This window comes from Enterococcus sp. AZ129, assembly GCF_051714505.1.
In the GTDB taxonomy this organism is placed as follows: domain Bacteria; phylum Bacillota; class Bacilli; order Lactobacillales; family Enterococcaceae; genus Enterococcus; species Enterococcus faecalis.
This window is the reverse complement of record NZ_JBIORY010000001.1, coordinates 1,063,311-1,076,995: the sequence shown is the minus strand read 5'-3', so window position 1 is coordinate 1,076,995 and position 13,685 is coordinate 1,063,311. Positions and strand designations below refer to the sequence as shown.

The 13,685-nt window shown below is 36.1% G+C and carries 13 protein-coding genes; all 13 read right to left on the bottom strand.

Going from position 1 to position 13,685, the window contains the following annotated elements:
* Positions 1–3 precede the first annotated feature (3 nt).
* The 13 genes from IGJ90_RS05425 to IGJ90_RS05365 all read right to left on the bottom strand — a co-directional run bounded on the left by IGJ90_RS05425 (position 4) and on the right by IGJ90_RS05365 (position 13,653).
* Complete coding sequence (locus IGJ90_RS05425) at positions 4–768, bottom strand: endonuclease/exonuclease/phosphatase family protein (protein ID WP_025186594.1); 765 nt, start codon at positions 766–768, stop codon at positions 4–6.
* Entirely contained in the window at positions 749–1,666 is a 918-nt protein-coding gene (locus tag IGJ90_RS05420; protein WP_104659747.1) for an acetylxylan esterase, read from the bottom strand. The genes IGJ90_RS05425 and IGJ90_RS05420 overlap by 20 nt, the downstream gene beginning before the upstream one ends.
* Positions 1,659–2,252: a DUF624 domain-containing protein gene (locus IGJ90_RS05415; protein ID WP_002357898.1), complete on the bottom strand. Its 594-nt coding sequence runs from the start codon at positions 2,250–2,252 to the stop codon at positions 1,659–1,661. The genes IGJ90_RS05420 and IGJ90_RS05415 overlap by 8 nt, the downstream gene beginning before the upstream one ends.
* Before the next feature lie 56 nt (positions 2,253–2,308).
* Entirely contained in the window at positions 2,309–3,907 is a 1,599-nt protein-coding gene (locus IGJ90_RS05410; protein WP_002394370.1) for a hypothetical protein, read from the bottom strand.
* A 17-nt stretch (positions 3,908–3,924) separates the two neighbouring features.
* Positions 3,925–4,806, bottom strand: coding sequence for a carbohydrate ABC transporter permease (locus IGJ90_RS05405; protein ID WP_002357901.1), 882 nt, complete (start codon positions 4,804–4,806; stop codon positions 3,925–3,927).
* A 14-nt stretch (positions 4,807–4,820) separates the two neighbouring features.
* Positions 4,821–5,732: an ABC transporter permease gene (locus IGJ90_RS05400; RefSeq protein WP_002382199.1), complete on the bottom strand. Its 912-nt coding sequence runs from the start codon at positions 5,730–5,732 to the stop codon at positions 4,821–4,823.
* 291 nt (positions 5,733–6,023) lie between these two features.
* Complete coding sequence (locus IGJ90_RS05395) at positions 6,024–6,914, bottom strand: metallophosphoesterase (RefSeq protein ID WP_002384670.1); 891 nt, start codon at positions 6,912–6,914, stop codon at positions 6,024–6,026.
* A 257-nt stretch (positions 6,915–7,171) separates the two neighbouring features.
* The gene (locus tag IGJ90_RS05390; RefSeq protein ID WP_002394369.1) at positions 7,172–7,846 is read right to left on the bottom strand and encodes an AP2 domain-containing protein; all 675 of its coding nucleotides are present in this window, start codon (positions 7,844–7,846) and stop codon (positions 7,172–7,174) included.
* Complete coding sequence (locus IGJ90_RS05385; protein WP_002366520.1) at positions 7,797–9,287, bottom strand: helix-turn-helix domain-containing protein; 1,491 nt, start codon at positions 9,285–9,287, stop codon at positions 7,797–7,799. The genes IGJ90_RS05390 and IGJ90_RS05385 overlap by 50 nt, the downstream gene beginning before the upstream one ends.
* Positions 9,288–9,697: 410 nt before the next feature.
* Entirely contained in the window at positions 9,698–10,954 is a 1,257-nt protein-coding gene (locus tag IGJ90_RS05380) for an NADPH-dependent oxidoreductase (RefSeq protein WP_002360528.1), read from the bottom strand.
* Between the two features lie 18 nt (positions 10,955–10,972).
* Positions 10,973–11,581: an NADPH-dependent FMN reductase gene (locus IGJ90_RS05375; RefSeq protein WP_002366518.1), complete on the bottom strand. Its 609-nt coding sequence runs from the start codon at positions 11,579–11,581 to the stop codon at positions 10,973–10,975.
* A 26-nt stretch (positions 11,582–11,607) separates the two neighbouring features.
* Positions 11,608–12,543 (bottom strand): FAD:protein FMN transferase, encoded by a 936-nt coding sequence (locus tag IGJ90_RS05370; RefSeq protein WP_080001645.1) that lies wholly within the window; start codon positions 12,541–12,543, stop codon positions 11,608–11,610.
* Positions 12,544–12,762: 219 nt separating this feature from the next.
* Entirely contained in the window at positions 12,763–13,653 is an 891-nt protein-coding gene (locus IGJ90_RS05365; RefSeq protein WP_002382193.1) for a helix-turn-helix domain-containing protein, read from the bottom strand.
* Positions 13,654–13,685: the final 32 nt, after the last annotated feature.

Below are 13,685 nucleotides of genomic sequence, written 5' to 3'. Positions count from 1 at the left end.
CTCTCACCTTTCTTCAATACATACTTCTGCTTCTAAAGGAAAATGGTCGGAAGGAAAACGTCCATCGATGCTATCTGTTAAACTTGCGGTTTGCTGTACTTGCCAACCTTTTACATAAATATAATCAATTTCTTCTAATTCCGCCCAAGGTTTTGTGTAAGTAAAATTTTGAAATGTTCCTTTTGGGCCATAATGAGTAGCTAAATTTTTACTATCTTGAAATTTTTTTTGAACAAGTTGATGCACCGCTTCACCCGACTCTGCATTAAAATCGCCCATTAATAAAGTTGGATACTGTGCAATTTTGTCATGTAACTCCTCTAAGATAACGGTCATTCCTGCTAAACGAGCATGAGCTGAAATATGATCCAAATGAACATTGATGACTAAAAAAGGCGTATTTTGAGTCGTTTCCTTAAATAGTCCCCACAAAGCAATTCTTGGACAGCCAGCTTCAGGATGGATACTTGGCTGCTGAGGTGTTTCAGATAACCAAAAATACCCTGTATCAATAGCCTGAACTTTTTGTTCGTTATAGAGAATCGCTAGTCCTTCTCCTTGACCATCCCCTTCTCTTTCCGCAGAAAGACAGGTGAATGTTGTATACGCCTTTAAATCCCTGACTTGATTCGGTCGTACTTCTTGAATACAACAAAGGCTCCAATCATGAAAATTGATTAACTGACAAACAGCCTCTTTACGAAAAGACCATTGCCAATCTTGGTCATACTCTGTATCTACCCGGACATTATACGTAGCTATTTTCATTTTTAACCTCCTGCAATAGTTGTTGAATTTGACACATCTCACGACGGATCTGGGTTGTTTCACCGCCACCATGGCCTTTTTTCCAATACACTCTGACTGCTTTTCTTGCCTTTATCTGATGATAAGAAGGGAAAAAATCTTTCATTGGACATATCGGATCGTGACTCCCAACAGAAGCAAAGACTGGATTTTTAATTTGCGAAACAAAGTGACGACTATCAAAATAAGGAAGAACCGCGGCAATTTTTTCATGCGCTTGAGGATGCTCTTGTAAGTACTGATGAATAATTTGATACGAACCCGTTCCTTCTGCTACTCGATTTTCTAAACAAGAATGACTTGGAACATCTGCAAAAGTAGCTAAAATCGGGAAGTCAACTAAACTGTTCACCATTAACACTACGCCACCCCCTTGGGAACCACCACGAAGAATGATTTGGTCCTGATTAATTTCAGTAAAGGTCCGCACCACTTCTACGCTACGTAAATGGTCGGCAAACAAGCGGCGTTGGTACCAATCTTCTTTGTCTAGAAATCCTCGTCCCATTGGTGCTTCATGCCAAATTGTTTGATATGGCACGCGATCTTTGGTTAATCCCCCTTGACCTCGATTATCAATGACAAAACAAGCACAACCAATTTGTGTCCAATGAGCAAATTGCCAAGGTTCTTGAATATGATTCATATAGCCTAAACAATCAATCACTATTGGCTGTTTCCCCGCCGTTTTAGGAAGTAACAAATAGCCAAAGATGCGCTCACCTAGGAAGCTTAAAAAGTCGACCTGTTCCACTTGAACATTTTCCAATGGATAGTCAATGACCCGCCGATGGATATCTAGCGGTATTTTTTGAAGTTCTTCCTTGGTCTTTTGCCAAAACTCAAAATACTCATTCATGTTCCACACCTAACACTTTCTGAAAAAACGCAACTTGAAGAAAAGCCGTTGTCCCGAATCCTAACGCAATATATAAAAACAAATTAAGCTTATAGAAAAAAACAAACGTTAAAAGAGGTAAAATAAACAAAATAATCGCATTGGCACTATTACTTAAGACCACATAAACCGTCTCACCTAGTGTCTTTTTAACGGACCAATTAAAAACGGAAAAGAGAAAAAGAAAACTCGTCAAAAATAATGCAACAAAACTTAATAGAAAAATAGCTAAGAAACCTAAACTAGTGGCTATTTTAAATAAACTTGTTACGACAATACCGCCCAGTAAAAAAGCAACGAACAAGACACCTGTTAAAATAAAACCTCGCATGATATTATTTTTTAATGCTGTCCAAAACGTTCGCAAAACAGGAATATCTTTTTCACGATACAAACGATAAATCGTTCGATACAACGCAATTAAGCCGACACCACTAAAGATGCCTGTTATACAGGTAATTAAAAAGAGAAAATTAATAATGATCAAGTTGGCAATAAAAGAAAAAATCCGATAATACCAACCTTCATATGCAAATAGCTTATTCATATTAAAAGAGAAAAGCGGATTTCTCGTTGCTTTATCCGCTTTTCTCTCCTCCTCTCTTACTTAAGTTTGTCTCTGTTTTCTGCCATTTTCTCAGATTTTATTTTTTCAATTGCATCCCATTTATTTGATTTTAAGAATGCTTTGTAGTCTTCTAAAGATTTGTCAAAGACTTTATCATCTTTCGCACGAATCATTGAAATAACGGTTGTATTTAGTTTGGTTTCAATCGCTTCATTCGCCCGAGCTTCCGGCGTTCCTGCATCTGGATTAATATTTTCAATTACGAAATGTGGGACCAATTTTCCTTTGCCCCATTCTTGCATTTGCGTTAAAGCACTTTCCATTGGCACTTTTAGTTTATTAACACGGTCATTGTTAAAGTATAGGAAACGACTAATGCCATATTTTTTGTTGTAGGCATCATTGTCTGTTTGTTCTAATTTTTTCACTTCTGGTAAATAATCAATTTTCCCTTGATCATTGTACGCATAAGTAACTCCTTCAACGCCATATTTTGTTAAAATTTGTCCCGGTTCATCAATTAAATATGTGAACAGTTGAGTGACTTTCGCTGGATCTTTCGCATCTTTCGTAATGTAATTACTTAACCAACCTGAAATGCCGGTTTGATTTAATGTTGGTTTTCGGCCAGAAGTGCTACTTGGTCCATCAATGGCTATATAACGTGTGCCAGATTTTTTCATAAATTCTGTGAAGTTCCCACCTTGACCACTGGTTCCGGCAACGAGCATGGTTGCATAATTTCCTTGTTTCACTTTTTCATCAAACGTTGCCCCATCATCTGTGAAGCTATCATCACTAATATTGCCTGCTCGGTAAACATCATTAAATGTTTTTAACCATTCTAAATATTCTTTATCTAAATTTCGATCATAGTATTTACCATTTTTATCCTCTAAAGGAACACCTAAGAAGTCTTGTAATTTGTCTAAAAATGGTCCTGCACCATCGCCCACTGTGGTGAAGCCCATTGGGGTCATCTCAGGATATTTTTCTTTAATCTGTTGCATGACTTTTTCAAAATTTTCTGGTGTTGAAACGTCTGGCTTGCCTAATGCATTATAGACATCTTCACGAATAACAAAATTATCATTTACTGGGATATTTCCACTTTCATAATCCGCTTTTGTATTAGAGTAATTAGGGTAACCATATGTTTTTCCATCCTCTAAGGCATACCATTTAAACGTATCTTGGTTAACAACTTTCATTAAATAGGGGTCATATTTTTTAGCTAAATCGTTTAAAGAATAGGCCCAAGAATCTGCTTTCAATGCTGCTTGTCCAGTTTTTTCAGTTAATGTCACGATATCAGGCATATCTCCACTTGAAATCATGGCATTTAATTTTGAATCATCGCCGGAAATAAATTCAATATCCACATTTAAATCTTTTTTTATCTGCGCAGTGGTCACATCTTTCCCAAAAGGTAGCGCCGTCCAATCTGAGTTAATATACCATTTAATCTTGGTCGGTTCTTTCTTCTTATCTAACTTCCAAGCAGGCGTCTTTTCATCTAATTCATACCGATCCTTAATTGAGACATCTGAGCTAGCTTTCTTTTCCCCACCGCTACATGCCGCTAAACTAACGACCGCCGTTGCCACCAATAAACCGCCTAAAACTTTTTTCATATTGTTCCCTACTTTCTTTATTCTTTTACTGCACCGGCCATCATACCGCCGATAAAGTGTTTTTGTAGTAATGGATAAATGATTAAAATTGGTATCGTTGTAATGACAATTGTTGCCAGCTGAACACCACGTGTCGTTGCCTGCACCACCATATCTGTACTGCCGCTCTCTGTCATGGTACTCAAGTTTGATTGAACAATAATTTCATAAATTTTCATCTGCAATGGATACAGATATTCTTTGGTAATGTATAATTTCGTGGTCATAAAGTCATTCCATTGACCAACCCCATTAAATAAAATAATGGTGGCTAATGCCGGTTTTGTTAAAGGTAAAAAGATTTTATAAAAAATTTGAAACTCACTGGCGCCGTCTATTTTGGCGGATTCTTCTAAAGATGGTGGAATTTCTCGGAAAAAGTTCATTAAGATAACTACATCATAATAGCTAAATAAAGCTGGAATGATATATACCCAGAAGGTATCTAAGAGTCCTAATGACTTAATCAAAAGATATGTGGGAATCATGCCCCCACCAAAGTACATTGTAATGACACCCATCGTTGTATAAATGTTACGCCCGACTAGTCTAGATTTACTAAGTCCATAGGCGACAATTGCACAGAACAGCGTATGCGTCGACGCACCGATGACTGTTTTTAAAACAGAAATCAAAAACGCTCGCGGAATGCTACTATCCGAAAAAACTTTCCGATAATTTTCTAGCGTAAATCCTTTCGGCCATAAAACCAAGCCTTTACCGGCTAAACCCGAACTTGACGAAACTGAGGAAACTAAAATATTCCAAATTGGCACGATAATTAATAAAGAAAACAACACAAGAATTAACGTATTGAAAAAGTAAAACCATTTGTTTTCTTTTGATTTTCTTTTAATCACAGCTGTTGCCTCCTTTATAAAATAACCGACCGACCATTGTTCATTTTTCTAGTAATGCGATCCGTAATGACTAATAAAACAATTGAAATAACGGAAATCCCTAAACCAACTGCCGTCGCATAAGAAAAGTCCCCTTGCGTTAGCCCCATACGATAAACAAATGAATTAATTACTTCTGATTTGTTTTGGTTTTGAGCATTCATTAAAACCAACGTTTGATCTAAGTTCGATCCCAATAAACCGCTAACATTTAGAATTAAGTTCAACGAAATAATCGGCGCTAATAAGGGCAAAGTAATCGTTCGGATTTGTGTTAATTTTGAAGCACCATCAATTCTCGCCGCTTCATAAAACGTTGGATCAATACGAGACATGCCAGCAAGATAGAGAATCGTGCCCCAACCTACTTCTTTCCACAAATCAGAAAGAACAGCAATCCACCAATACTTATCAGGATCTAACAAATGATTGACGCCCTGATTCATTAAGCCTAACGACATCATGACTTGGTTGATAAAGCCATTTGTTGAAAGCCACGAAATCAACATCCCGCCTAAAACGATCCAAGAAAAAAAGTGCGGAATATAAGAAATTGTCTGAATCACTTTTTTTAAATGTCCATCTCTCATTTCAAAAATCATTACCGCTAAGATAATCGGAATAGCGAATCCTAAAAAAAGTTTCATTAAACTAATCGCTAAGGTATTACGAACTGCTTCCCAAAAAAAACTATCTTCCATAATGATTCGAAAATTTTCAAGTCCAACCCATGGTGCAGAAGAAACCGTGTCAACAATCGTATAATTTTTAAAAGCAATGATAATTCCATAAATTGGAATGTAGTTAAAGACAATCATGAATGCTACACCCGGAAGTACCATCCAATGCAATTGCCGCTGATCATAAAACTTTTTTAGTTTTTTCATAAGCAGGGTTCCTTTCTTTTTAGTGAAACGTTTCTACAAACAGATTATACATTCACTTCAAACGGTTGTAAACCCTTACATTATGGTTTTATTTAAAAATAACAGCATTAAAAAGCGCTATAGACCATTTATAAAGAAATTATTTTCCCTGCTTCTTTTTCCATAAAAATACTCTTTTCTAGATATTTTAAAGCATTTTATAGAAACGTTTCACCAAAATATGAACACCTTTTTCTTAAAAATAATTCTGTTAAATAACAGAAAAAAGTCTGGTCGGATTGACCAGACTTTTTAAATATAGATAGTAAAATGTGTAATTTCAGGGATCACCCCAAAACGGGCATGAATGGCGGTCGTTCCTAAGCCTGTATTAACATATAGTTGCGTTTCTTGGTCCAACTGATACAATCCTCTGGTATACTTTTCTGCTAAAACATTTGTGATTGGATAAAAAGGAATCCAAATTTGTCCGCCATGGCTATGTCCTGCTAAAACTAACTGTGTACCCGTACCAACAAATGCATCCGCGACATCTGGTTCATGGGTCATTAATAACGCATAGTCATACGTTTCTCGATAGGATAATGTTTCTGAAACGGAAGGATTTCCTAATAACGAGTCATCTAAACCACCAATAAAAAGACGGCGTCCATCTGCTAAGGTTACTGTTTCTCCTTGGTTTTTCATAACGGTAAAGCCACTGGCCTCCATGACTTCATCATACACCGCAGAAGCACCACCACCATAATCATGATTTCCCCAAACTGCATATTTTCCAATTGTCGCTTGCAACTGTTTTAACTTTTCAATCATCGGTTCTTTTTGTTGCGGATTTTTGGCATAATTGTCAAATAAATCACCTGTAAAAACGATAATATCTGGTTTTTCACGATTGACTTTTTTTATGACTTTATCTAACCGCTTCGTCTCATAAAATTCTGAAACTTGTATATCCGAAAGTTGCACAACATTCAATGGTTCTCGTTGATTTTTCTTTCCCAAAGTCACCTGATTAACGTGAACTAAATTCGGCTCAATCTTCCACGCATAGATTGGGAGTGCGATAATTAAGAAAAAAAATAAGAGCATTATACTTAAACCAATTTTTTTAACCACATCACTCGCTCCTTTCTTTTCTTTGATTTCCGAAGACTTAGTATAGAGAAAAATCTTCTTAACCACAATCTAAAACAAAGGAAATTAAGGCTTTGTTAAACAACCTAAAGAATTTCCACAATCTCTTATCCTTTTCTTAGCTTTTTTATAAAAAAAGCTAGATAATTTCATCTGTCGATGAAATTATCTAGCTAGAACATTCTTCTCTTAATGATGATGTTTTCGAAACGTTTGATAACCAATTAAGCAAAATAAAATCCCCAATAAAATCATTCCAGTTACTGAAAATAAGCCTGCTAACATCTTTCGCATCCTCTCTGTTGCTAAACTTCCTTATTTGTAGTCACTATTTCTTGTTGTAAAATTGGTTGAAATAGACGACGTTCTGCTAATTTTCTTGCTAAAATTGCTTCACTTTTTTTCGTAAAGATACCTAAGTTATGGCGCTTGCCTTTCAAAGAGATATAAGCCAGCCATTTCCCAGAAGCGGTCTGGCTCACCCCTTTGTGTCCACTGCTATTATTTTTGGGGCGTTTACTTTGTAACTTCCCTGGAATTACGCCAGCAACTCTTTGTCGGTAATCCTTCTTTTTACGATGACCGCAACTTTTGGTATGGCCATTCAACAAATTTTCACAGCGAACCCAGCAAGATTGTCCGCACGAACACAGACAATACGCTTTCATTGTCTGTTGAATACTTTCGATCCGTACCACGACTAATTCATGATAGTTTTTTTTCAACATTGTTTGATAGCGATGGTGCGCACATTTGGTTCGATACCCACGAATTAGTTGTCTTCTTGAAGCTTCTGTATAGCTCCCACAAGAACAGCGACAGGTCCAAACAATTAGCCCTTCTTTTCTTTTTGCCGTTGGTGCTACTACTGTCAACTCACCAAACTTTTGACCAGTTAAATCTTTATAGTTACCTGCTTGTCTCAATTGACTATCCTTCGTATTCTTGTTCTCGCCACATCTCGATTGGGTCTCTCCCATAGTGCTCATTTTTCTGAGTCTCTCCCTTTCTTAGTTCTCTGACCACCTCAGCAAATACTTGCCAATCTTTTGTTTCCGGCAAATGACGCCATGTCAATTGACGACACCGTACTTTCGAACTATAAAAATCGGACAAATACAAATCGGTTTCTAAGGTTAATTTGTGATCAATCATGACATCCATATAATTGAAAGAAGCAATAATTTTTGCAATAAAGCGGTTATAATCCTCCCCACCAGAAAAATCAACAAATACATGAATCGTTTTTTCAATTGCGCAAAAAGACCGATCATTTAACAAACAAAACATAAAATCATAGTATAGATGCACGCGTTCATACATTAAAAATCGTTTTTGATGCAGCGACTCTGTCTTTTGTATAAAACCATCTAAGGCGCGATGAATTTGAGGAAACCGCTCTTCAAAGAAACTGCTCTGCTTGGCGGGAATAAATGCAGCCACTGAAAAGTATAGGCGGTCCCAGCGATAACAAATCAACTTTAATTTTTCTTTTGTTTCCACCGTAATTCGCTTTTCAAAGAAAGGAATAACACTATTCATATGATCAATAAATTCGTCTAACATGGTTAACTTATCTGGAAAAACAATCGGACTATCAATGTATTCATTTAAACTTAAAAAAAGAAAAATATATGAAGTCTCTTTGCCAAAATCCTCTTTAAAAAGAGGTGTTTCGCTTGTATAGATTTTTTCAAACGCGTGCTGTAAACAGCTAGGCACATGAACTTCCGTAAAAGAGTCCACTACATGATCAGAAAACACACGAAAACGTTGGATCGTTAAAAGAATAAATAGTTGTGCGCTTTGATTAAGACTAAACGTTCTTTGATACATCAGTTGTAAATCGTTTATAAATCGCTTAATGCCAGGACTATTTTCCAGCAAAATGTTAGGCAGCCTTTCTTGATTACTTCCATAAAAATAATACAAGCATTGAAAACAAAAACTTCGGATATTTTTCTCTTCTCCAACCAAGCCTGTTGACTTTAATTTAATACGCCAATTAGCTAAAATCAGATTTAGTTTATACGAGAAGGCATAAATTTTGCTTTTGCTCATAAAATGAATTTGAGAAAATTCTTGAATCGTATGCTTTTGATAGAGGCCCACATCAAGAAGCAACTTGGCCATTAGTGATTGATCAAAATAATATTTTCTTAAGGCTTGATAATCAATTTGCGATAATTTTTGCGCACTAATCAGTCCTTTAGCTGGAAAAAGAATTTGACTCCTTGAAGAAATCTGTGTACATTCATAATTTATTTGACGGCACAACGATTCTAACTTTTGAGTGGATAAATCAAAATATCCATAAAATTCTTCTTTTAATAATGGACCTTCACTATTCATAAAAGTTTGATAAATGAGTAATTTATCTCGGAATTCTTGGTCTAATAATTCATCTAACAAAGTAGTCACATTTTCAACTCCAAACTATCACGCCTTAAGTATCTATTTTTTTAACAAGACGTGAGTGTCAATCTTGCTTATTTTTTCCACAAATTTAAAAATGATTCTTTCAATATTTAGGAATCTTCATAGAAAAGTATTATTTTAACCAAAAAAAGCCCCCTTGCGTCACCAAGGAGGCTTTTTTGTTATTTTTTTACTTTAAATTTAAAGAAAAGCTGATTTGTTTGACTAATTTTCTGTTTCTTTTCTAGCCTATTCGTCAAAAATGATTGAAACTTTTGGTTCGTCTTCTATACTATCTTCCTATAAAGTTCTTACTCTTTTAAGTATCAGCTTCTGTCAATAAAAGTCCTCATTTGGCATTGCTAATCTGAATACAGTATGACTACTTGTTGCCGCTATTTTTTGCTGTTATTTTACTCTTTAATTGAAGCGCTAGAAACGCTGTCAACTGTTGGCTTTTCGGTCGCTGACTCTTCTTCATGGACTGATGCACTTGAGACACTATCTGCCGTTTCTGGCGCTTCTTTTTTGGAGGCACCACTGACTGCATCGACGTTTTTTCCACCGACTAATTCTTGCCCAGTTTGTTTTAAATACCAATCAACAATTGGTTTAAAGTCTAAAATATACTCATTAATTCCCGCGTAATTTCCATTATCATCATACATCGCTTGATAATTATGCACTACATAGGTATCTGGTCCGTGCATTGGAACATGAACGCGAATAGCATCTGTTTTTCCTGACCGTAATTGTTGAATAACCCATTCTACATTTTTCAATGCTTTTGGCGGATGACAATTCGCTAATGGATTACCAACCTGTCCTGGTTGCCGTTTAGCAAACATTTCTTCAGCAGCCATTTTTTTATTGTAATATAAAAATTGATTATTACTGTCTGCGTAAGTCAATTCCATTGGCATTGATTTTAAGAAATAATTTAGCTGATCTACGGTTAAAATGCCTCGATCTAATTTTACATATGTGTCGCCTTCCACAGCCTGAACCGCTTCTGCTGCTTGTTCTACCCAATCATCTGCTGCCATATCAACCCCTTCGATCGTTGTTTCAATGGTTCCTTTTGCATGTAAATCTTCAGGTAAGTCTTTTGGCTTAGCCCCTTCTAATTTTGAAATCACATCAATGAATTCCACGAATTTTTGTAATGTGCTTTCTAAAAATTGACGTGTTCCCTCCGCAATTAAGTTGCCGTTTTCATCAAATGCTTCTTTCGCTTTTCCTAATAAAAACTCGTTTCCAGGCATAACGATTGCATTGACACCAGGTGCATCAAGAATTTGACGAAGATGTAATTGCGCACGTGAGGTTCCTTGATCATAATAAGAGCAACCAACAATCATTACTGGTTTATTTTCCAGCGGATGAATTTTGAAAGATAACCATTCTAACACACTTTTCAAACCGGCAGGAATGGTATGGTTATGTTCGGGCGTCGCAATAATTACGCCGTCTGCTTGTAAAATTTTGCGATTCATATTCTGAATCAAGACACTGTTCGTTTGATCCTTACTTTGATTAAACATTGGAATATCTTTAATTTCTAAAATTTCCAAGTCGAACATTTTATAAAACTCTTTGCCAATATATTGCAGTAGTAACCGATTATAAGAAGAATCAGCGTTTGATCCGACGATCCCAATTAATTTCATTTTATTCACTCCATTTCGTTAAATCGTTTCCCATGAGAAATTTTCTGCTTCTTTTTTATTTTGCGCATGCGCATGTTTCAGCTGTTCTGTAATTTCAATAAATACACAAAAATCTGCAAACAAACCAGCTAGTTTATCTATTTGTTCTGAATCTTTTAACGCATTGTTTTCATCAAAAGCTTGTAAGGAATGCGCTAATAGAAATTCAGAGCTTGGCATAATTCGTGCTTTCAATTCAGGAGCATCTAAAATTTGACGCAGATGCGCTTGTGCTCTAGAGGAACCTAACGTGCCATAGGATGCACCAGTAATCATAACTGGTTTATCAACAAACGGAAAAATCCCGTAAGATAACCAACTTAGGGCATTCATCAAAGAAGCCGGAACCGCATGATCATATTCAGGCGTACTGATAATGACGCCATCTGCTGCTTCAATTTTTTCAGCAACCGTTTTAACTATTTCTGGCAAAGCTTTGTCTTCTGGCTTGTTAAACATAGGAAAGTCAACAATTTCAACTAGTTCAATGTGAGCCTCCTGCGCAAAATAGTGTTGCATAAATTGCAAAAGTTGACGATTGGTTGATTGCTCTGAGTTCGTTCCTACTAAGCCGATAATTTTTTTCATAATGAGCTGTCCTTTCTTTTTCGGTTCTATGAATGGATAATGTGAAGAGTATCTGCTAACCCGCTGCTATATAAAATTTGCTGGTCTTGTGTAATGATGACTCCTTCAATCCCATCTAGTTGATTGAGGATTTCAAGCGCTGCTGGAATTGGATAACCAAATAAACGCGTTGTCCAAATCTCACCATCCACTGAAGCATCCGAGATAATTGTGATGCTGGCCATTTCAGTTTCCAATGGGTATCCGGTTGTCGGATCCAACAAATGGTGATAGACTCGCCCAGCTTCGGTTAAACTTCTTTCATAAATGCCCGACGTCACAACCGATTGATTAGCCACTTCGACAAGTAAGCTGATTGTTTCTCTGGATTCTTGCGGATTGCGAATACCAATTCGCCATTTTTTGTTTTGATGCGTAGAGGGCCCCAACGTCACAATATTGCCGCCCAGATTAATCAAAGCAGACGTCACATGGACTTCTTTCAAATAGGCAATTAGTAAATCAGCGATATAGCCTTTTGCTAAAGCCCCCAGATCTAATTTCATTCCTTCTTCTTCCAAAAAAACCGTTTGTTTTAATGGATTTAAGTGAATCTTTTCTGGATTAATTTTTTTCAAACAGGCTTTAATTTCCTCTTCTGACGGGACACGGGCATCTTTAAAACCGATTCGCCATGTTTGAACTAACGGGCCAATGGTAACATTCAAATGACTAGCTGGATCACAACTATGTTTTTTCCCTAATGCAATTAATTGATACAACTCTGGATGAACGCTGACTGGTTTTTGCCCAGCTTGTTGATTGACAGCCATCAGTTCCGAAGTTGAATCATTTGCACTAAAACGTTGTTCATAAGTGATCAATCGTTGATGCACTTCTTCTAGAATTTTTTCAGGTTCTTCATGGTCTACAAATACATCTATTACTGTGCCCATCAAATAAATAGTTTGACTTTGTTGCACCTCAAGACTTCCTCTCCACGAAAGATTGTGTTTTATTTCACATTTATTCACAAATGAATCATACGCCTTTATTTGATGCCAGTCAAGTCGTTTATATATTTTTTTATATAAAATAACGACCTTAAAATTTTCATTTAAGGTCGTAACATGTCTTGAACTCTTTTAAAAAACGCTTTTTTTATTATATTTTGAAAATAAATATATAATTTTCTATATAAACTAATTATTCTTAGATAAAATTGTTTCTTTCAATGTTTGAATTGCTTCCAACAAGATGCGGTTTTTATTGATTTTTGCATACGCGCGGGCATCTTGTAGTAGTTCTAAAATTTGTTCTTGGGGCTTTTCTTCAGCTAAGGCATTTTTCGCAAGTTGGAAAGCTGCTCTTGCCAAGTAATACGTGACGTGATTATCAGAACAGATGGAAATCGCATACTCTAACAAAGCATCACTTGTTTCTAAATCGCCTTTTTCTGCATAAAAAACACCACAGTGAAAGACAACATTTAATACTCGCCAAGTATCTTCCATTGATTGAATAGTATAAAGATATATTTCCTTGAAGACCTTATTGAAATAAAATTCCGCTTTCTCAATTTCGCCTTCTTTGGCATAGGCCATGCCAATTCCAGTAAAAGCTAACAAACGGTAAATATCGCTCGTGTATTTTTGCTCTTCAAACAGAAGTTTTTCAAAGGTAAATAAGCAATCCATCAACGAAGCATTTTGAAAAATCATGACAAAGCCTTGTAAATAATAATATTCTAATAACAGTTGGGAATCTTTGATTTCATCAAAAGGAATATTTTTTAAAATTGTTTGCAATTGGTCATGTTCGCTGGTAATCAAGAAGAATTCTGCTTCTTCCATTTTTTCAAGAATTTCAGGTTGTTTAATCCCTACGCGCGGGAAGAGTTCCCCCAAAGGTAGCTCTAAACGATTACATAGTTGGATCAATATTTTTAAAGTTGGGACTTGACCATTCTTTTCAAAGCGACTAACCGTAACTTGCGTACAAATCCCTTTAGCTAATTCACTTTGCGACAAACCACGTGCTTTGCGTTTTTCTATAAACCGTTGTATATTCATTGCTTTTCCTCTCATTCTCATCTTCTCAAACTTACTATAATACAACTTACCTT

Coding starts and splice junctions, on each gene's coding strand:
- IGJ90_RS05420 (WP_104659747.1), bottom strand. CDS start 1,666: ATGAATGAGTATTTTGAGTTTTGGCAAAAGACCAAGGAAGAACTTCAA.
- IGJ90_RS05390 (WP_002394369.1), bottom strand. CDS start 7,846: ATGGGAGAGACCCAATCGAGATGTGGCGAGAACAAGAATACGAAGGAT.
- IGJ90_RS05380 (WP_002360528.1), bottom strand. CDS start 10,954: ATGAAATTAATTGGGATCGTCGGATCAAACGCTGATTCTTCTTATAAT.
- IGJ90_RS05365 (WP_002382193.1), bottom strand. CDS start 13,653: ATGAGAATGAGAGGAAAAGCAATGAATATACAACGGTTTATAGAAAAA.
- IGJ90_RS05410 (WP_002394370.1), bottom strand. CDS start 3,907: ATGAAAAAAGTTTTAGGCGGTTTATTGGTGGCAACGGCGGTCGTTAGT.
- IGJ90_RS05375 (WP_002366518.1), bottom strand. CDS start 11,581: ATGAAAAAAATTATCGGCTTAGTAGGAACGAACTCAGAGCAATCAACC.
- IGJ90_RS05425 (WP_025186594.1), bottom strand. CDS start 768: ATGAAAATAGCTACGTATAATGTCCGGGTAGATACAGAGTATGACCAA.
- IGJ90_RS05415 (WP_002357898.1), bottom strand. CDS start 2,252: ATGAATAAGCTATTTGCATATGAAGGTTGGTATTATCGGATTTTTTCT.
- IGJ90_RS05400 (WP_002382199.1), bottom strand. CDS start 5,732: ATGAAAAAACTAAAAAAGTTTTATGATCAGCGGCAATTGCATTGGATG.